Genomic DNA, 18,731 nt, shown 5'->3' with positions numbered 1-18,731 from the left:
GTGTCTCGTGTCTCAGCGGTTCATCCCCGCGAGCGCGGGGAACGTGATCGCCCGCACGATTGAACTCTGGGGAGCTGCGGTTCATCCCCGCGAGCGCGGGGAACGTTATGTGGTCGAGCGCCTGAACCGGGCGCGGATCGGTTCATCCCCGCGAGCGCGGGGAACGTGTGGATTCCGGGTGCATCCAGCGGTTGCCGCGCGGTTCATCCCCGCGAGCGCGGGGAACGTCCCCAAACGTTGGCGTATTCGGTCCAGTCGTCCGGTTCATCCCCGCGAGCGCGGGGAACGTTAGCTGCCGCCTCCAGCGATGGCTGCGTGATTCGGTTCATCCCCGCGAGCGCGGGGAACGTACCTGGCCGAAATCCACGCGGCCCCTGAATGGCGGTTCATCCCCGCGAGCGCGGGGAACGTCTGGAGAATCCACCCGTGCGGGCCTGATAGAGCGGTTCATCCCCGCGAGCGCGGGGAACGTTCCTTCCAGATCCCTTGGCGCAATGTTTCGATCGGTTCATCCCCGCGAGCGCGGGGAACGTTATGAATGCGATTGTGGGCGGCATCGTTTTTTCGGTTCATCCCCGCGAGCGCGGGGAACGTGAACCGGCGCTTGTCACGACCCATCTGCGCGCCGGTTCATCCCCGCGAGCGCGGGGAACGTGGATCAATAGCGCATTGATGCTGGGCCATGATCGGTTCATCCCCGCGAGCGCGGGGAACGTGCCTCATGAGCGCGATCGTCAAGGCCAGTCAGCGGTTCATCCCCGCGAGCGCGGGGAACGTGTGATTAGAGGCCGCAAAAGCAACCAGCGCGTCGGTTCATCCCCGCGAGCGCGGGGAACGTCCGTGCCGGCGCGCGACTATCCACCAGTCTCGCGGTTCATCCCCGCGAGCGCGGGGAACGTCCAGAAACGTGTCTCTCCTGGGCCGTTGCCGGCGGTTCATCCCCGCGAGCGCGGGGAACGTGTTGTTGATTAACGTTGTTATTTACGCCCGGCCGGTTCATCCCCGCGAGCGCGGGGAACGTTGATGCCCGAGCGCATCACCGCGCGTTGGCTGCGGTTCATCCCCGCGAGCGCGGGGAACGTCGTGGGGAGGTGGCGTGAGTGCATTATCCTGCCGGTTCATCCCCGCGAGCGCGGGGAACGTGATCTGCTGACGGACACATCCATGAACTTGAACGGTTCATCCCCGCGAGCGCGGGGAACGTAGAATCAGCTCATGCGCCAACGTCCCACGTCGCGGTTCATCCCCGCGAGCGCGGGGAACGTGCGCACGCAAAAGACCACCCAACTCGACCTGTCGGTTCATCCCCGCGAGCGCGGGGAACGTCGTCGCCCGATGCTCTCGTACCCGGTCGCCAACGGTTCATCCCCGCGAGCGCGGGGAACGTCTTGACTTCAGGCAGGGACACCACGTCCCCGGCGGTTCATCCCCGCGAGCGCGGGGAACGTGTGCGCATGAGCGACAGCAAGGCGGTCTCCATCGGTTCATCCCCGCGAGCGCGGGGAACGTAAGCGTATACCGACCACATCAAGGGCCGCTCGCGGTTCATCCCCGCGAGCGCGGGGAACGTAATCTTCACAGCCGCCTCAAGGCGATCGATAGCGGTTCATCCCCGCGAGCGCGGGGAACGTTGCTCAGGATGCTGAAACCGCTACCCATCACACGGTTCATCCCCGCGAGCGCGGGGAACGTGCGTCGTAGTAGTAGATCGCCACCTGCTCCGTCGGTTCATCCCCGCGAGCGCGGGGAACGTTAATGTCTACGATGTATGCTTGCCTGCACCGCACGGTTCATCCCCGCGAGCGCGGGGAACGTTTGATCTACCTCCTTTCACTCGCGGCTGGTATCGGTTCATCCCCGCGAGCGCGGGGAACGTGAATGCGCCTTCATTCACTACGAACGGTAGATCGGTTCATCCCCGCGAGCGCGGGGAACGTTGAAGCGGCGTCTGAATAAAAACACCGCCCGGCGGTTCATCCCCGCGAGCGCGGGGAACGTTCGTGAACGATCAACGCGAGCGCGAGCGAATCCGGTTCATCCCCGCGAGCGCGGGGAACGTGGAATGTCGCCCCATAAATGCGGGAATTGTGACGGTTCATCCCCGCGAGCGCGGGGAACGTCGTGGATGGATTGTGCCGCATTGCAGGCGCGGCGGTTCATCCCCGCGAGCGCGGGGAACGTAAAATCGCTTTTGGGCAGTATCTCGGACGGTTCGGTTCATCCCCGCGAGCGCGGGGAACGTGGAACCTCATCTGCTTGCGTTGATGGTTGTCTCGGTTCATCCCCGCGAGCGCGGGGAACGTCGACCCTTGCCCAACAGATCGGTCTCAAAGAGCGGTTCATCCCCGCGAGCGCGGGGAACGTATTTGGTCGTTTTTCTGCTGGTTGTGGGTTATCGGTTCATCCCCGCGAGCGCGGGGAACGTATCTCGCGCGTTGCGCGCTGCCGATCGGTGCCCGGTTCATCCCCGCGAGCGCGGGGAACGTCGAATCGTCGCGTTGCCACGCGGCCAACATTTCGGTTCATCCCCGCGAGCGCGGGGAACGTTTCGGTAGTGCCGCCGCGATGCTGTCGCGGTTCGGTTCATCCCCGCGAGCGCGGGGAACGTGTCGCGATCAACCGCATGAAGAATAGCAATCCTGGTTCATCCCCGCGAGCGCGGGGAACGTGCAGTGAGGTCCGATCCTGGATCGAGCAGTATCGGTTCATCCCCGCGAGCGCGGGGAACGTACTGAAAGCTACACGTGTAGCGTGTTGAAGTACGGTTCATCCCCGCGAGCGCGGGGAACGTGCTTTGGTGGCAAAGGTGAGCGGCTATGGCGACGGTTCATCCCCGCGAGCGCGGGGAACGTGATCCATGCCGAGGTGCGCGACGATAAACGGCGGGTTCATCCCCGCGAGCGCGGGGAACGCGATTTCCGGCAGTCCGGCGCGGCGAGCGCGGTCGGTTCATCCCCGCGAGCGCGGGGAACGTGTCGGATTCACGGTAGCGAACCAGCTTTCCGACGGTTCATCCCCGCGAGCGCGGGGAACGTCCCAGCACTGAGAACTCATTCCTACAATCTCGCGGTTCATCCCCGCGAGCGCGGGGAACGTTAGCGCGGCGGCGGCATCGGCGGCCTTCTCACCGGTTCATCCCCGCGAGCGCGGGGAACGTCGAGCCTTGAGATGGCGCTGTTCTTCCTCTTTCGGTTCATCCCCGCGAGCGCGGGGAACGTGTAGGCACACGCCCCGAACGGATGGTTCTTGGCGGTTCATCCCCGCGAGCGCGGGGAACGTGAACGCCATTGCGCCGCCCTCGGACGTTACGCCGGTTCATCCCCGCGAGCGCGGGGAACGTGCGCCACGAACCCTTTGGCGCGATGGAACAGGCGGTTCATCCCCGCGAGCGCGGGGAACGTGAGCGATATTGCTAACCCCGAAAAATTATAGGCGGTTCATCCCCGCGAGCGCGGGGAACGTCTCGCTTCAAAGAGATCGGCTATCGTCCGCAACGGTTCATCCCCGCGAGCGCGGGGAACGTACTGCCACAGTCGCCATGTCGCGCTCGCGCGCCGGTTCATCCCCGCGAGCGCGGGGAACGTGAATCGGCTTCTTCCAGTTGCCGGACGATCCGCGGTTCATCCCCGCGAGCGCGGGGAACGTGGCAGCCGCGCCGGGCGCGCGGGTATCGGTGTCGGTTCATCCCCGCGAGCGCGGGGAACGTTGTCTCATAGCGTCTATTGACAGCTCAGGGTACGGTTCATCCCCGCGAGCGCGGGGAACGTGCTTTGGTGGCAAAGGTGAGCGGCTATGGCGACGGTTCATCCCCGCGAGCGCGGGGAACGTGGCGCTCAGACCGCCCAGACCGCACCGCCGACCGGTTCATCCCCGCGAGCGCGGGGAACGTGATTCCGGAACAGTTCCGGAAGAGTCCCGGAACGGTTCATCCCCGCGAGCGCGGGGAACGTGCACGGATTAAATCCTTCCGATCCTTCCGTTCCGGTTCATCCCCGCGAGCGCGGGGAACGTGCAGGGTCGGCAGCAGTTCGGCGGCGGTCATACGGTTCATCCCCGCGAGCGCGGGGAACGTTCTGGAATATGGCCTACCATCCGACAAGTAATCGGTTCATCCCCGCGAGCGCGGGGAACGTCCGGCAACGCCGGGGCGAGCGCTCGACTGGTGCGGTTCATCCCCGCGAGCGCGGGGAACGTCTTGACCACCACCGGAGCCAACCCATGATGAACGGTTCATCCCCGCGAGCGCGGGGAACGTTGCTCGCTGAGATCGACGGCGAAGATGAAGGGCGGTTCATCCCCGCGAGCGCGGGGAACGTCCGGCAACGCCGGACTGGGCGCTCGACTGGTGCGGTTCATCCCCGCGAGCGCGGGGAACGTACCGGGATCTGTGGGTCCGCCTGGGGCTGGCGCGGTTCATCCCCGCGAGCGCGGGGAACGTCTTCACGTGAAGCACGCCGACCTGCGCACACTCGGTTCATCCCCGCGAGCGCGGGGAACGTGATGCCAGGGCGCTCCTGAGATCGCGGACCATCGGTTCATCCCCGCGAGCGCGGGGAACGTCAGTCGCAAGCCCCTCAAGTCGAATGGATCGGCGGTTCATCCCCGCGAGCGCGGGGAACGTCCGCGTGGGAGGCCCCGGAGCCGTTTCCGGCGCGGTTCATCCCCGCGAGCGCGGGGAACGTCTCGACACGCACGCGGCGGCGGCACTCAAGCGCGGTTCATCCCCGCGAGCGCGGGGAACGTACAGCCATCGCTGCATGGGAGTCGATCAGGCGCGGTTCATCCCCGCGAGCGCGGGGAACGTCCGAAAGGCTGGAGCCTGACCCGGGAGATGGTCGGTTCATCCCCGCGAGCGCGGGGAACGTAGCAAGGCGGGCCAGCAGGGCTTCGCGCTCCGCGGTTCATCCCCGCGAGCGCGGGGAACGTACTTCCCATACTTGCCTGATCTAGAACAAGAAATCAGACGCTGAGAAATCTACCAACAAAATACCCCATTTCAAAGGGGCGCGATTTCGATTGTCAAAGAGCTTTGTCGGGCTCATCGAGCGGCTTGAAACTGACCAACCGCAAACCATCGAAATCGACTGGAACACGCCGATTCTTGCCGACGGTGAGAAAATCGTAGCCCGACTCCGTGTTGGTGTTCCAAGCCATGACCGCATTGCCATCTTCGACGCCCTCCAGCACTTGATTCCAGATGAACTCACGCAGCCGCTTTGAGGGGCTGCCGATATAGACCCCGGCGCGGATCTCCAGCAGCCAGACCGCGAGCCGTCCGCGCAGACGCGGCGGAGCGTTCTCAGTGACGATGACCAGCATCGCCCAAAGGCTTCCCGTCGTCGATGGCCGGTGCGACCGCCTCGGGGGCCGGCTTGGGCGGTTCGATCTCACCGGCGGACAGAACCTCCTCGATCATCGGAATGATTTTGCCCAGGAGCTTGCTCTCGCGGAACACATCTCGGCAGGCCAGCCGAACCAGACGCTCAGCTTGCGATTGCGGCGGATTCTTGGCCGCGATCTGGAACGCCACCGGCACCACGGTCTCGAATTTGACGATATCCGCGATGTCGTAAACGAACGATTGCGGCTTGCCGGTGTGGATGAATCCGACCGCCGGGGCATAGCCGGCCGCCAAAATCGCCGCCTCGGTGATGCCGTAAAGACAAGCCGTGGCCGCCGACAGGCAGGTGTTGGGCACATCACTGGTATCCCATTCGCTGGGGTCATAGCGCCGACCGCACCACTGGACGCCATACCGCTTGGCGAGGTTTTCGTAAGTCTTCTTGACCCGCGCCCCTTCGATTCCGCGCAACTGCTCGACACTGCGCCGCTCGGGCGGTTTCTCCCCAAAGCGCAGTTCGTACATTTTGCGCACGACCTTGAGTCGAGCCTGATCGTCGAGGGCGAGTTTGGCCTGATACAACAGCCGATCAGACCGCGCACCACCCGGCTGACCGGAAGCATAGAGCCGCACGCCCGCCTCACCGACCCAGACCAGCAGGGTGCCGACCCGCGCCGCGAGTGCCGCCGCCCGGTGTGAGACCCGCGTACCCGGCTCCAGCATGATGCAGGCGATGCTGCCAATCGGAATGTGGGTGCGCACGCCGGTCTTGTCGATCACGACGAAGGCCCCGTCGAGCACGTCGATTTCTCCGTACTCGATGAAGATCATCGAAATGCGTTCCTTCATGGCGATGGGCTTGAGTGGTGGAAGCATGGCACTCGGTCGTGTCGGCACATGTCGCGTTATGGAGTCGCTCGATCGAGGAAGGGATCAGGCCGCAATCTCGATGTAGCCGACCTGACTGGTCGGCGTCGGCACCGGCAAGCCATCTTCTCGCAGACCTTCCAGATGAAACTCGATCGCTTCCCGAATCTCCCGCTCGGTCTCCTCCAGGGTGCGCCCGGTGGCGATGCACCCCGGCAGATCGGGGGCATAAGCCGAGTAGTTATGCTCTGCTCGTTCGATCACGATGGCGTAACGCATGGTCGCGGTCCTCATTTGTAATGCTGCTCACCGTGCCTGGAGCCAAATCATCGCTTGGTTTGCCCGGTACCGTGACCCGCCCTGGCTTGGTGTCGTGCTTGAATTGGCGATGGCTGCCTCTGGTTGCGGCCAGGTGCCAGCCATCATGCTTCAGTCGCTCCAGGATCTCGGCGACTTTCATGGTGCTTTCGCCACGGACAGCAACCCGCATCCCCAGGCTTTTCCGTGCCCGAGTCCGTTTAGGATCGCCTGACGCAATCGGTCCGGATCGGTCGCTTCCAGTCGGCCCTCGAACAGAGCCGATTGCAGCGTGATGGGCTTGCCTGCGGTGGCACGGCGTGCCTGGAGGCGTTCAGAGGCGGTTCGCACACAGGCCAGGACGCGAAAGCCATGCTGGCCACCCTGTCGAACCAGCCATGCAAGCTGGTCCTCTTCTCTGACCAGTCCCCAACGTTTGCCGTTGCGGGTGACGGTTGGATTGGCCTGGAGTCGGAAGCGATAGCGAGTATCAGGCTGGATCAATCGTTCCAGGTCGACCGCTTTGTTGCCCAAGATCTCCACGGCATAGCCGGTTTGCTCGGCCAGCGATGTCCAGTCGGAGCCGACGGCGGATTGAACGAGCAGCACGACGGTTCCAGCCGTCGACGGACTCGTTTCCAGTCGCCACAGGAACCGATGCGGTGGCGATTGCGCATCAGGTGCATGGGCGCGCGCCAGGGTGCGATGCAGCTCATAGAGATTGCCCAGATCGCGCCTGACTCGCGGGTGGCGTGGGTCGAGGGTCAGCCTAGACAGGTACATCGATGACCTCCGTCGCGATATGGCGCGGGCCGAAACGGCGCTCGGCAAAGGGCGCGAGCGGTTGATCGAAGCGCATCGCCCCTTCTGTCGGGTGTTCCAGCAGCAGGCGCAATAGTGCCGCGCGATCTTCATGTCGTGGGGAGGCGATGCGCGGGGCACCGATCAAGGCCTCGCGCAGTCCCAACTCGACCGGTCCGCCTTCGAGCCAAACCGGCGCGGCGGGCGGAAAGGCTTTGCGACCGAGCGCCAACGGCCAGACCGGATCGCGCAGCGCGGAATCCATGGCGTCGAGCAGGCTTCGATCCTCACCTTCGAGGCCAACCAGAAAGGCGGCATCGGCCAAGTAGTAGCGGCGACTCACGATGGCATCCTTGCGTTCAATGGTTCCGCTGGCTCTCAGATAAGGCGGTTTGACCGTCTGATAATCGCGCATCAGCAGCCCTTCGCGATCCACGCGCACGCCCATGCGTAAGCGCGCCAGATCATCCACCGGCTCGGTTCGATCGCGACCCAAAGCCGCACACACCAAGCCCAGCACCCCGGATTTGGATGGTTCCAGTTGGCTGTCGCGTTCATCGAAACGGCTGGTGGTGCCCCATGACTGCATCGGACCCGCCAGCCGCAGGAGCAACGTTGGCATGATCAGACTCCCAACCTTGCACGGGCATTCTCGACGACCCAATCCGTCAGTGATTGCAGCGTCCGATGCGGCACACCCTTGGACTCGGGCCAGGCGCCGGTGAGATCCAGATAGCCCCAAATGTCCCGACCGTCGCCGAAGGCGCCCGCAATGGCGATTTCCTGTTCCGCGAGCTTCTCGACCGACAGGCTGGTCAATTCGCGATCCGGCCGGGGCCAGACGGGTTTTTCGAAGGCATTGGCCAGATTGAAGGGGCTGGCGTGGCGGAACACGACGCCGATGAAGCTCGGCGGATTGTGGGCCGCGAAGGTGTTTTGCTTCCCGGTCGGGATAGCGCGCGCCATGGCCTCGGTGAAGGCGGCGATGCCCTTCAGGGCCAGCTCGTGATCGCCCTTGAGGTTGCCCGCCAATTTGCGCGGATCGATGACGGCGTAGCGGTAGAAGGTGGCTGAGTTGAACTCGATCTGTCCGATCATGCCGGCGCCGGTCTCATCGATGCCGCCCTCGTCATCCACGGCAGTGAAATAGTCGAACTCGCGCTCGACCCGATGGGTACTGATGGCGTGCGCTACCTGGCAGGCTGCATGTTGATTGACCTCGGGCAGGTCGGCCAGCATCCGTCCGAACAGCGCCACATCGACCGCTTTCCGACCATCCAGGATCGACTTGGCGGCCTTGACGATCTCAGGCGGCGCGCTGGCCTTGGCCTGCTTTTTGGTTTTCTTGCCGCCCTCGTCGCTCACGGGCGCGCTCAGGGCATCCCAATGGGTATGGATCAGCTCGGCAAAGCCTTCGATCTCGCCCTGACCGAGGAACAACAGGTATTCGGTCTTGCCATCGTCCTTGACCTTCAGCCCGGCGGCCGCCAAAGCGGTTTCGATTTGAGTGCCGGCCTCCGGGTGTCCGAGTTCGGTCAAGCGCTGTTGCAACAAGGCCTTGAGTTTCAAGGTGCGTACCGAACCGAACGCGCTCGGGATCGTGCCCAGTTCAGCGGACTTGAGCCGAATCGCGCGCTTGAAGCACTGACTGCTGACGCGAGCGCGGCGCTGCCCGCCGAAGATGGCATCCTTCGGCGCGCCCGTGTCGTCCCGATTGAGGTTGGAGGGAGCAAAGTTCTGGATCAGATGGAACTCGATGAAGAGGCTCATGGTGCGCTCCTTGTCAGTCAGCGGATGGGGTGGCGGTCGAGGTGGATGGTTCTTGATCTGTGGCGTCCGAATCGGGGACATAGGCGCGATAGAAGTCACGCGCCCAGCGCTGGCGTATCCGGTCTCGGCCATCGGTCGCGAACGGCTTAAGCCAGAGGCTCAGATCGTCGAGCAGACGGACATAGTCACAGGGACGATCGTCCGCCGCGAGCAGCGACACGGTTTGGCGCAGCAGGCTGGGCAGGCTTTCGGGTTCGGCGCCGAGGAGGCCGATAAAGCGCTGTTCGACACTGCCGACTTTGTGTCTTGACGGATCAGGTTCCGGTTGATCGCGATGGCGTGCGACATGGCCGAAGGCCGTGGCCAGACTTTCGCTGTCCTGATGTCGTGGGTGCAACGCAAAGAGCCCAGCCGTGAGATAGAGCGCCTTGCGCCTTGGATCTTCGGCATGGCTGTCGCGAGACACGAAGCGCTCGACATAGGGATAGGCACGCGGAAAGGTACCCGGCGCAAAGCCCAAACTCCGGCGCAAATGGGCCAGGGCACCGCGATCATGCTGCTCCAACTCGGACAAGTACGTGATGAAGGCTTGAGCGTGCTCGCTCATGGGCTGGTTTCCTCTGACGTCGTGGCGGGTTGTTCGAGTGACCGGATCAGACGGCGCACGCTTGGATCGGCACGGGCAATGGCGCGCATGACGCGCGGTGAGTCGCCAAGCGCTTGGCCAGTGGCACTCCAGGCGCGCCGGACGGCAAGTTTCAACTGTTGCCGCCAATGCTGATGCGCACCCTCGACATCACCGACCGCGATGTGCTGCATCAAGGCCGCCAGCGCACGTTCGGCGGCGGAGAAATAGACGAAGGCCGTGGAACCGTTGTCCAGGATCGCTCGGGCGCGCGCTCGGGTGTCCTTGTGAGCGGGGTCCGGCATGGTTTCGGCGATCATCTCGGCACTGATCGCGCGTAGCCGGAAATAGACCTCCTCGGCGTAGCGGATCCGGTCGCGAAATTCAGCGGCGGCCTCGGGGTTGGCGAGAAGAGGAAGAGGCAAGTCGAAACGATCGATCCGCCAGCGCAGCAGTTTGGCTTGATCGCTGGCAAGTCCAGCAACGAGGACAGGCACGGGAATGTCGAAACGCCCCAGTCGCTCGTAAAGATTGGTTGCCGCCAGCAGAATGGCCGCCGGATGGCTGAACTTACCGCTCGCATCCGGTACCAGTGTCGGCAGCTCGCGCCAGAAGGCGCGTCCTTCCTGGAACGAGATGCGCACCACCTTGCCATCCTTGGTCAGGCGAGAACTGACCATAGGGTCGGGTGCCTTCTCGTCGTCTTCCAGAGACAGGCCGGCGGCTACAAACACCTGTCGAATCCGAATGCCATCAGCCGTTTCCTCGGGTACGAACAGGATGGCGCGGGTCTGACGGGTGTAACGATCGTTCGGCCCCGTGGCCAGTTGCGCATTGGCCCGCAGTGCGCCGATCGATGGCGGTTGACGCTCCCAGGCGGGAACATCCTCGGGTTGTCGCTGGGGTGCAGGATGCAGACCAAGCAAGAGGGTATGAGCCAATGTGTCGCCGAGCGGCAGGATCGCGGCACTGTTGACGACCGGGCCGGCCCGCTCCGAGCTTTTCAGTTTCTTGCCTGGAAAAAAGCCGCCCGGCGTGAATTGGAGATAGCCGAGCAATCGGCGTAACGCCTGAGCGGCATCCAGCGCGGGTGCCTCGTAGATCTCATGCTCGAACAGACTACTGCCGTAGAGCAGGTTGATCGTAATGGATGAGACTGAGAAACAGGCGCTGGAGGTTTCCTCCCAGTCGGCCAGCCCGGCCACCTGCATGAAGGGTTCTTCCGGGTGGAACAGCCAGAACCGCTCGCGCCACTGATCCAGGTAGGCGCGGATCGCGTCCTCGGGCAGTCCCTCGCGATACCAGCGGGCGCGGTCGGCGTCCTTCCAGTGGCCGTGATGCAAACTCAGCGCCCGATGCAGCACGGCTAGCAACAAACGATGCAAGGCAATCAGGCTCGTCGGCTCGGGTTCGGTCAGAGTGGCGATGGTGTCGGCACCGATGAGTGCCTCGGTCAGACTGACATCACAGCATTCACCGTTCAGCCGCCGGATCGGAATCCAGGGTTCATCCAGCAGGTTGAAAGCCGGTTCGGTGGTTCGGGTCATGATGCCTCCTGGCTGGGAGATGAGGACGCATAGACGATGCCAAGCTCGGGATCGAGACACACCGTCAATCCGCCGAGTTCGGCGCGGCCATCGATCAATGGCAGGGGGCGAAGATGTCGGAGCAACGGATGCTCCTCGAATCCGCGCGGCAACGGCAGAGCCAGCAGATCATGCAGAACGCCCTTGCGTGACAGCCGCACCTGACGCGCGAAGAGACGGCGTGCCAAGGCATCATCAAGGATCTCGGTGGGGTCGAATGGGCCATCGCTGTCGGTCAGTCGCCAACCGTCTTCGCTGACGAAGACAGGTACAACGGTCAGACTCTCTTCGCCGAGGCGTGTCACGACCGGAATGCCGCCACCCTCCCGGTCTTCGTTCGCGCGCGGCTTCTGGTTGTAGGCATTCTGCGGCTCGTCTTCGGCATCGATGGCGACATTGAATGCCTGCTGTCGCTGGGTCTGCGTTTTGGCGTAGTGCTCGCCCAACGCCTTGTCCAGGGTCGCCACAAAGTCCGGCCGGTCGTCTTCCTCGAAGGGATCACCCGAATAGACCGCCTGCACCAGCCGATCGATATCCTCGGGCAACCGCCATACCGGTTCGTGCAAGAGCACACCCCAGGTGCAATAGAGGACATAGGGGTCATAGACGAAGCCCCAGGCGGTGTCCGTGAGTTCGGGTGGGCGCTCGTTCAGCAGTCCGGCGATCCGCAGATGTGGTTCGGCATGGGCCGCCGGACGCGCGCGCTCGTGCCGGTGCAGCCGACCGGCACGTTGCAGCAGGAGATCGACGGGTGCCAGATCCGACAGCATGAAATCGAAATCCAGATCCAGACTCTGTTCCGCGACCTGGGTGGCGATCAGCAGACAGCGCGCCGGACGCTGTGCGCTCGCGACCGGACCGAAACGCGCCAACACCTCCCGTTCACGCACGGCACGCTCGTCGGCGGGGAAGCGGGCATGGAACAGCAGGATCTCGCCCGGATCTTCCACCCGCCCGCGCAGCGCTCGATAGAGATCCTGTGCCCGTTGCACGGTGTTTACGAGCACCAGACCACAGCCGCCGCCGGCCAGGGCGTCGAGCGCCGCCGTCGCCAGAGTCTCCAGATCCTCGGCGATTCCAGAGACCCGAATCGGCTCCAGACGGCGACAGGCGACGTGTTCGGCCAGCGTCTCACCCTCACGAGCCATCAACAGACGCGGATAGGGCGTCTCCGGCCGATCGCGCGCGCCCCAAGCGTCGAGCAGCGCGGCACGACGTTGGGCCGGCAGGGTGGCGCTCATCAGGATGACCGAGCAGCCCAGCGGCTTGAGCCAGCGCAACAGGGCTTCGATCAGACCACTGGTGTAGGTGTCGTAGGCGTGGATCTCGTCGAGCACCACGACCCGGTTGGCCAGACCCCAGAGACGCACGAAGTGATGCTTGACGTTGAGCGTGGCGAACAGCGCCTGATCGACGGTCCCGACGCCATAGGGCGAGAGCAATGGACGCTTGCGCTGGGAGAACCAGGCCGAACAGGCGATGGACTCGGCCGGCGAGGCATCGACTCCGCGCAGTCGCTGGATGCGCTCGTCCAGTCGGGTCGCGCCATGGACCAGCTGGATATCCAGTTGCACACCGGGCGCGAGCTGACGCAGGAACGCCAGGGTGCGATCGAACATGGCATTGCCGGTCGCCTGAGTCGGCAGAGCCAGATAGAGACCCCGATGTCCATGGCGAGCTTGCAGTCTGAGATGGGCAAGCAGCGCCAGTTCGGTCTTGCCCTCACCCATCGGCGCCTCGACGATCATCAACACCGGGCCGTCGGCCTGATCCAGCAGCCGGTCGGCGGCAATCTGCAACGGACGCGCCATCACGGAACTTTCCGGTCGCCCAAGGATGCGCCGGATGAGTGTCTCGGTATCCGCCTCGCCAGCGAGCAAGGGCCGGTAGGCGGGCCAGCCGATGGCGTCGAGCGCACTGTCGGCCAGTGCTCGGGCCTGGGTGTAATGCTCGGTCAGTGAGTCGGCACGCTCGCCCAATGGAAACCAGTCGGTATTGGAACCGATCCAGTCGGCGACACTCGTCAGACCGGCGAACCAAGCGATGGCGGGCAGGGGCAGGTCGTCGAGCGCTGGGCCGTCGCCCGGCTCCAGAGCCGTCCAGTAGGCGTGCAGGATCTCGGAACGCGCCCTGTCCCATTCCGGGCCTTCGTTCCGTGGCCGACCATCGCGGATTTCCAGAAGATTCGGCATGTAGCCGTGGTGGGCGCCGAGCGCTGACGCAACGGTTCCGATCCAGCCCGCGTTCGAGTACAGCGCTTGAAGTTGATAGCGTAGCAACGCGGCCGAGGCCAGATCGTGACGATGGACATTGAGCGCGGCTGATTTGAAGGGCAATCCAGCCTGTTCGTCGGCGCGCTGTCCATCCGGCCATTTGAACTGAAAACCGGGGATCGCCTTGCCGAAGTCATGGAGTCCGGCGATCGCCCCGAGCCAGCGCCCGACTCGCTGTGGCGGCAGGCCGAACACGCAAGCGGCCCAGGTCTGTGTTCGTGGCGACTCGCGATCGAGGATGGATTCGGCGACGGCCGCCACATCCAGCATGTGGGCCAGCAGTCCATGGCCGATCGGATCACCACTCTTGGCCCACAGCGTTCCGGCTGGAGCCGATAGCCGGCTGAATCGAGTGCATGGGGAGGCATTCGCGTCCATGTGTCGTGAGACCAGTGCTCTTGATGTGCCTGGATCATAGACATAAATCGCGAAGAAGTGAATTTTTGTAAACGTTTTGCCGGCGCCTGCTCTTTACAGAATTTCTGGCGAGCCGGCCATTGAAGTCACGCGATTGTCAGCCGGGCGCCTGGATCCTACACTGTGGCACATGCGCGCTCCACGCCGACTCACAGACTCCTGTCGCGCCTCCCCACACCGCCGATCCGACCGGATCACGGATCAACCCTCATAACGATCAACCATGAACCCTCATCATCCGATCGGCGTCTTCGACTCAGGCCTGGGTGGACTCACCGTGCTGCGCGAGATCCGCCGCCTGCTGCCGGGCGAGGATCTGCTCTATGTGGCCGACTCGGCCCACGCGCCCTATGGCGACAAGTCCATGGCCTTCATCGAGTCGCGCTCCATCGCCATCACCGAATTCCTGCTCGAACGCGGCGCCAAGGCGATCGTGGTCGCCTGCAACACCGCCACCGGTGCCGCCGCGAAGCTGTTGCGCACCCGGTACAGCGTCCCCCTGATCGCCATGGAGCCGGCCGTCAAGCCGGCGGTCGAACGCACGCGCTCGGGCGTGGTGGCGGTGCTGGCCACGCGCCAGACGCTCGCCAGCCACAACTTCTCGGTCCTGCTCGGACGGCTTGAAACCGACGCCGAGATCCTGTTGCAGCCCTGTCCGGGTCTGGTCGAGCGGGTCGAGGCCGGTGATCTGGCGGGGGAGGGGACGCGCGAACTGCTGCGCGGTTATCTGGAGCCGCTGCTCGCGCGCGGGGCCGATACCCTAGTCCTGGGCTGCACCCACTATCCGCTGCTGACCCCCTTGATCCGGGAGCTGGCCGGACCGGGGGTGCTCATTCTGGACTCGGGCATGGGGGTCGCGCGTCAGGTGCGCCGCCGACTGAGCGAGGCCGAACTCCTGGCCCCGGAAGGGCGAACGGGACGCGAACGCTTCTGGACCAGCGCACACCCGGCCAGGATGCACACCCTCATGGCCCGGCTCTGGGCGGGAGAGGTCGAGCTCGCGCACTGGGTCGAGTCGGAAGCCGAGGATGCCCGGAGATCCCCCGGCGGTCTGGCGCTGGAGCCGACCTGACCCAGGGCGTCGTGTCCCTCCCGCGCATCACTCCGCGTTTCGTTCGTTCCGCTCGGCCGGAATGAGCGTCGGGACACGCGGATCGATCCCCTCCAGCATGAACACGAACGCCAGTACCTCGGCGACGGCCACATAGAGCGCGCGCGGGATCTCGGCCCCGAGCGGAATCTGCGCCAGGGCCTCCACGAGCACCGGATCGGCGCGCAGCGGGATGTCGTGCTCCTCGGCGACCTTGAGGATCTGCTCGGCGGTCAGGCCGGTTCCGGTGGCCGTGATGCGCGGGGCGTTCTGACGGTCCCAGGAGAGCGCGACCGCCTTGGCGGTCCTGGGCTTGGAACCTTTGGGCGGCTCGCTCACGCCTGCTCACGCACCAGCGGATTTCTGACGGTCCCAGGAGAGCGCGACCGCCTTGGCGGTCCTGGGCTTGGAACCTTTGGGCGGCTCGCTCACGCCTGCTCACGCACCAGCGGATCGGCGAAAGGCGGCGCCGGACGTGAGAGCGGACGATGCCCGGCGTGGAGGCTGGCGACCTCGATATCGCGTGCCTCCAGGCGCGTGCGCAGGTCGCCCAGGTGTCGCTTGATCTGCTCCGCGCCATCCGGATCCCCGGCCTGAAGACTGGCATTGAGCCGTTCGTTGCGCAGTGTCAGCAGAATGTGCAGTGGGCCGAGCTTGGGCAGATCAAGCCGCAGACGCATGCTCCAGGTCTCGTGCTCATCGCCTTCCCGTGCCTGCTCGCGGCGGATGTCGGCCTCCAGCGCCTGGAGTCCGGTCGGCGTCCGGAAGGGCAGTTCCAGCAGCCACTGGGTCTGACCGGCGGGGCTGTCGAGCGACTGGAGCTGCTTGGTCACGACCTGCTTGATCATGCCTTCCAAGTCGCGCGCCAGACCGGCGGGGCGCTGACTGTCCTGTGCGGCACGATGCGCCTGCTCGGTCGGCTCGTCTGTGGTCGTCGTCGGCGAGGCCGACTCGGACACGGCACCCTGGGCGCGCGGCCCGGTCTGCTCGGGTGTCGCGCCCGGCCTTGGTGCGGCGGCAGAGGCATCCGGAGGCAGTGGCGGCGGGACGGTTCGCGGCAATACATCGGATCGTGACGTGCCGGCGTCCGAAGGCTGTCCGGCCGTCGCCTGCCCCGGAGGCGGACCGGAAGGATTCGTTCCCTGGAGCCGCAGACGTTGCGCGAGCGTGAGCAGTTGGGCCTTGAGATCGAGCTTCAGCTCGTTCGACCGGGCCGGGTCGAGCGCCGCCTGCGCCAGGAGTGCCTCCATCCAGAGACCGGAGCGACTGACGGCGGTCGACAGTCGTTCGGGATCTGTCAATTCGGCGGCGCTGGCGAGCTGGTCGATCAGGGTGGCGACGGCCTGCCGGATCTGGAGGTGGGACGGCGTCTCGTTGGTGTTCGGCGCCGGCAACGGCGTGACGGTCTTCGGAACCGCAACGGCATCCGTGCCGATCTCCTTGGCCAGTCGGGCCGAGATGTTCTCCAGGGTAGCGGCGAGCGGACGGGATTCGGGCCAGTGCTGCCTGAACTGATGCCTCAGCCATTCGCGCGAGCCGGCCAAGGCCGTTGGGTTCGATCCGGGCGTGGATGGCGAACGCTCCGCCGGTGCCAGGATCTTCAGGATGAGTGTCGGACCCGTGGCGACGACCTCGGCGCGCAGTGTCGGCGACGTGCCGGGCGCCGAACCCTCGCCGGTAGCGGCTTGCAGAACGTTCGTCGGCAGGGCGGCGGTCAGTTGTACCCGAACACCCTGGGTCCAGGTCGCCGAAACATCGAGTGGACGCACTTGCGCTTCGATCAGGTCGGGGCCGATCGATCGGGTCGGTATGATTTCGACCCGCATCCCGGCCTGGAGTCGTCCGGCCAGCTCGTTCAGAACCTTAGCCTGTGCCCGCGTCCCGATCGGGGCACTCGAGCCGGCGCCGGACGGCGGGACGCCTACTGGCTCGTTCATGGGCGCCCCGAGCGTCTCACGCCTGACTGATGGTGCGTCCGCGCTGGCCGCCGGCGGCGGTCCGGCCCCGTGGATCATAGGTAGTGGTGCTGGCGTCCTCGCCCTTGAGCAGACGCAGCATCATGGCGATGCGCCTCTGGTCGCGCTCGATCGAGCGGGCATTGTCGCTGTTCAACTGGTCGCAGCGGCGTGTCTGGTCGAGCAGGGCCGACCAGCGCGTTGCGAGTCGGTCGTCCCGGTCGTGGGTGCGGATGAACCGCTCGACGCCCTCCGGGGTGAAGTCGAAACCGGCTGCCTCGATCCAATCACGCTGTCGGGCAGTCTCGGTCTCCAGGCGTGTCACCAGAGCCTGTTTGTCGACGACGAGGCGCAGCAGTCCATCGGGATCCCTGGACTCGATCGCCCCCAGTTCCTCCAGGAGCCGCTCGGCGAGTCGGCGCATGTCTTCGATGGCCAGATCCAGCGAGGCGACCAGGGCCTCCAGATCCAGCGTCTCCGACACCTGGGCCCGATGGTCGGCGGTGCTCACGCGAAGGCCCCCTCGAAGTCGAGCATCCGCTGGGCCAGACGCCGGTCGTCGATCTCGTAGCGCCCCTCGGCGAGCGCCGCCTTGATCTCGGCCACGCGCGCACTGTCGACGGGCGTGTCCTGGGCTCCGCCGTGCGCGGCGCTCAGGGTCTTGGCGGTCTCGGTGAGTGTGACGAATTCGCCCACCGCGCCCTTGGGACTGGTCGCTGTCGGATCGGACGCAGGGGGAGTGCCGCCGCGCGGCTTGCTCCCCACGGCCGGTCCGTCGGTACGCAGGTTGTTTCCAATGGGAAGCTTGATATCCATGGGCTGGGTCCAGGGTCGATTGGGGTACGCCTATGAATATCGGCGATTGGGCGGAAAACTGTAGTGCATGACCGTGTCTTCGTCGTTCGGTGGCGGCGATGTGCCATCATAATGCGACGCGCACCGCGCCGGAAGGTTCGACATAGCCCTCGACGACACGTTTCGACGAGCTGTTGCGCACCCGGATACGCGCACCCTCGCTGCCGTCCTCCAGGGCGACGCCCTTCATGCGCACGATCAGGCCGGGGCGCGCCGAGAAGAGCGTCACCTCCTGGCCGCGTTTGACGATCCGTTGCTGGGTGACATGGGCGCTGGTGAGTACCTGGCCGGGCATCAGACGACGGCGCGAGGCCAGGCCGATGACGTCTTCGGCCTCGGTGAAGTAACCGTTGCTCAGGGTCGAGACGGCCTGACGCTCGATTCGGATGTCGTCGGGACCGATGACCTGTTGACGATTGATCGGACGTTCGAGTACCACGACCGGCAGATGGCGTTCGATGCGTGCCGGGACGAACAGCGACCAGCTAACGGGTTCCGAGCAGCGGACGTTGATGGTGGTATGGCCTTCGGTGCGCCCCCCAGGGGCGAGTTGAGCGGTCGGCGGATGGGCACAGCGCGTCAGTTGCAGTCGGCTGTCCAGTTGTCCGATCTCGATCTGGATCTCCTGACCGGGTGAGGTGCCGGCCGTCTCGGCGGCGAAGGCGCGCGCGGTGTTCAGGATGCGTTCCACGGATTCGATGTCCGCCCCCAGGGCGGGCTGGAGCAGTCCGGCGGCGATCAGGGCGCATCCGATGGCGCGCACTCGAAGGCGGGGCTGGGGGGGCTGGGTCGTCGTCACTGTCATGATGCGGCTCCTCGCGTGGCTGACTTGGCTGAAATCATGCATGAACCGC

The 18,731-nt window shown here is 65.1% G+C and carries 16 protein-coding genes and 1 CRISPR repeat array (1 of these 17 only partly in view); of the genes, 1 reads left to right on the top strand and 15 read right to left on the bottom strand.

Going from position 1 to position 18,731, the window contains the following annotated elements; translation table 11 throughout:
- A CRISPR array of direct repeats spans nucleotides 1–4,926; the repeat unit is 29 nt; unit sequence CGGTTCATCCCCGCGAGCGCGGGGAACGT; it reaches 2,242 nt to the left of the window's first position.
- 93 nt (nucleotides 4,927–5,019) lie between these two features.
- From cas2e to cas3, 10 genes are read right to left on the bottom strand one after another with little or no spacing between them, the layout of a single operon-like run.
- Nucleotides 5,020–5,319: a type I-E CRISPR-associated endoribonuclease Cas2e gene (cas2e, locus tag Atep_RS12095; protein ID WP_213378753.1), complete on the bottom strand. Its 300-nt coding sequence runs from the start codon at nucleotides 5,317–5,319 to the stop codon at nucleotides 5,020–5,022.
- Complete coding sequence (gene cas1e, locus Atep_RS12090) at nucleotides 5,300–6,217, bottom strand: type I-E CRISPR-associated endonuclease Cas1e (protein ID WP_213378752.1); 918 nt, start codon at nucleotides 6,215–6,217, stop codon at nucleotides 5,300–5,302. The genes cas2e and cas1e overlap by 20 nt, the downstream gene beginning before the upstream one ends.
- A gap of 57 nt (nucleotides 6,218–6,274) precedes the next feature.
- On the bottom strand, nucleotides 6,275–6,487 hold the full coding sequence (locus tag Atep_RS12085) for a type II toxin-antitoxin system HicB family antitoxin (RefSeq protein ID WP_213378751.1): 213 nt from the start codon (nucleotides 6,485–6,487) through the stop codon (nucleotides 6,275–6,277).
- On the bottom strand, nucleotides 6,450–6,668 hold the full coding sequence (locus tag Atep_RS12080) for a type II toxin-antitoxin system HicA family toxin (RefSeq protein ID WP_213378750.1): 219 nt from the start codon (nucleotides 6,666–6,668) through the stop codon (nucleotides 6,450–6,452). The genes Atep_RS12085 and Atep_RS12080 overlap by 38 nt, the downstream gene beginning before the upstream one ends.
- A complete protein-coding gene (gene cas6e, locus Atep_RS12075) occupies nucleotides 6,665–7,288 on the bottom strand; it encodes a type I-E CRISPR-associated protein Cas6/Cse3/CasE (protein WP_213378749.1) in 624 nt (207 codons plus the stop codon). The genes Atep_RS12080 and cas6e overlap by 4 nt, the downstream gene beginning before the upstream one ends.
- Nucleotides 7,275–7,919, bottom strand: coding sequence for a type I-E CRISPR-associated protein Cas5/CasD (gene cas5e, locus Atep_RS12070; protein ID WP_213378748.1), 645 nt, complete (start codon nucleotides 7,917–7,919; stop codon nucleotides 7,275–7,277). Before cas5e ends, cas6e begins: the two co-directional genes overlap by 14 nt.
- Before the next feature lie 11 nt (nucleotides 7,920–7,930).
- On the bottom strand, nucleotides 7,931–9,076 hold the full coding sequence (cas7e, locus tag Atep_RS12065; protein ID WP_213378747.1) for a type I-E CRISPR-associated protein Cas7/Cse4/CasC: 1,146 nt from the start codon (nucleotides 9,074–9,076) through the stop codon (nucleotides 7,931–7,933).
- Nucleotides 9,077–9,089: 13 nt separating this feature from the next.
- Complete coding sequence (gene casB / locus Atep_RS12060) at nucleotides 9,090–9,683, bottom strand: type I-E CRISPR-associated protein Cse2/CasB (protein ID WP_213378746.1); 594 nt, start codon at nucleotides 9,681–9,683, stop codon at nucleotides 9,090–9,092.
- Nucleotides 9,680–11,248: a type I-E CRISPR-associated protein Cse1/CasA gene (gene casA / locus Atep_RS12055; protein ID WP_213378745.1), complete on the bottom strand. Its 1,569-nt coding sequence runs from the start codon at nucleotides 11,246–11,248 to the stop codon at nucleotides 9,680–9,682. Before casA ends, casB begins: the two co-directional genes overlap by 4 nt.
- Nucleotides 11,245–13,938 (bottom strand): CRISPR-associated helicase Cas3', encoded by a 2,694-nt coding sequence (gene cas3 / locus Atep_RS12050; protein ID WP_213378744.1) that lies wholly within the window; start codon nucleotides 13,936–13,938, stop codon nucleotides 11,245–11,247. Before cas3 ends, casA begins: the two co-directional genes overlap by 4 nt.
- A gap of 262 nt (nucleotides 13,939–14,200) precedes the next feature.
- Between cas3 and murI the strand changes: the two genes are divergently transcribed.
- Nucleotides 14,201–15,049, top strand: coding sequence for a glutamate racemase (murI, locus tag Atep_RS12045; RefSeq protein WP_213378743.1), 849 nt, complete (start codon nucleotides 14,201–14,203; stop codon nucleotides 15,047–15,049).
- Between the two features lie 27 nt (nucleotides 15,050–15,076).
- Here the strand turns inward: murI and Atep_RS12040 are convergent, their stop codons facing one another.
- From Atep_RS12040 to flgA, 5 genes are all read right to left on the bottom strand, one after another.
- Complete coding sequence (locus Atep_RS12040) at nucleotides 15,077–15,406, bottom strand: EscU/YscU/HrcU family type III secretion system export apparatus switch protein (RefSeq protein ID WP_213378742.1); 330 nt, start codon at nucleotides 15,404–15,406, stop codon at nucleotides 15,077–15,079.
- Nucleotides 15,407–15,495: 89 nt separating this feature from the next.
- On the bottom strand, nucleotides 15,496–17,004 hold the full coding sequence (fliK, locus tag Atep_RS12035) for a flagellar hook-length control protein FliK (RefSeq protein WP_213378741.1): 1,509 nt from the start codon (nucleotides 17,002–17,004) through the stop codon (nucleotides 15,496–15,498).
- 16 nt (nucleotides 17,005–17,020) lie between these two features.
- Nucleotides 17,021–17,533: a flagella synthesis protein FlgN gene (locus Atep_RS12030; RefSeq protein ID WP_213378740.1), complete on the bottom strand. Its 513-nt coding sequence runs from the start codon at nucleotides 17,531–17,533 to the stop codon at nucleotides 17,021–17,023.
- Nucleotides 17,530–17,838, bottom strand: coding sequence for a flagellar biosynthesis anti-sigma factor FlgM (flgM, locus tag Atep_RS12025; protein WP_213378739.1), 309 nt, complete (start codon nucleotides 17,836–17,838; stop codon nucleotides 17,530–17,532). Before flgM ends, Atep_RS12030 begins: the two co-directional genes overlap by 4 nt.
- A 106-nt stretch (nucleotides 17,839–17,944) precedes the next feature.
- Nucleotides 17,945–18,682, bottom strand: a complete 738-nt coding sequence (gene flgA / locus Atep_RS12020; RefSeq protein WP_213378738.1) for a flagellar basal body P-ring formation chaperone FlgA — start codon at nucleotides 18,680–18,682, stop codon at nucleotides 17,945–17,947.
- Between the last annotated feature and the right edge of the window lie 49 nt (nucleotides 18,683–18,731).

Origin of the sequence: Allochromatium tepidum (assembly GCF_018409545.1) — a bacterium.
Taxonomy (GTDB): domain Bacteria; phylum Pseudomonadota; class Gammaproteobacteria; order Chromatiales; family Chromatiaceae; genus Thermochromatium; species Thermochromatium tepidum_A.
Note: the sequence above shows the minus strand (reverse complement) of the source record. Positions and strands in the feature narration are given on the sequence as shown.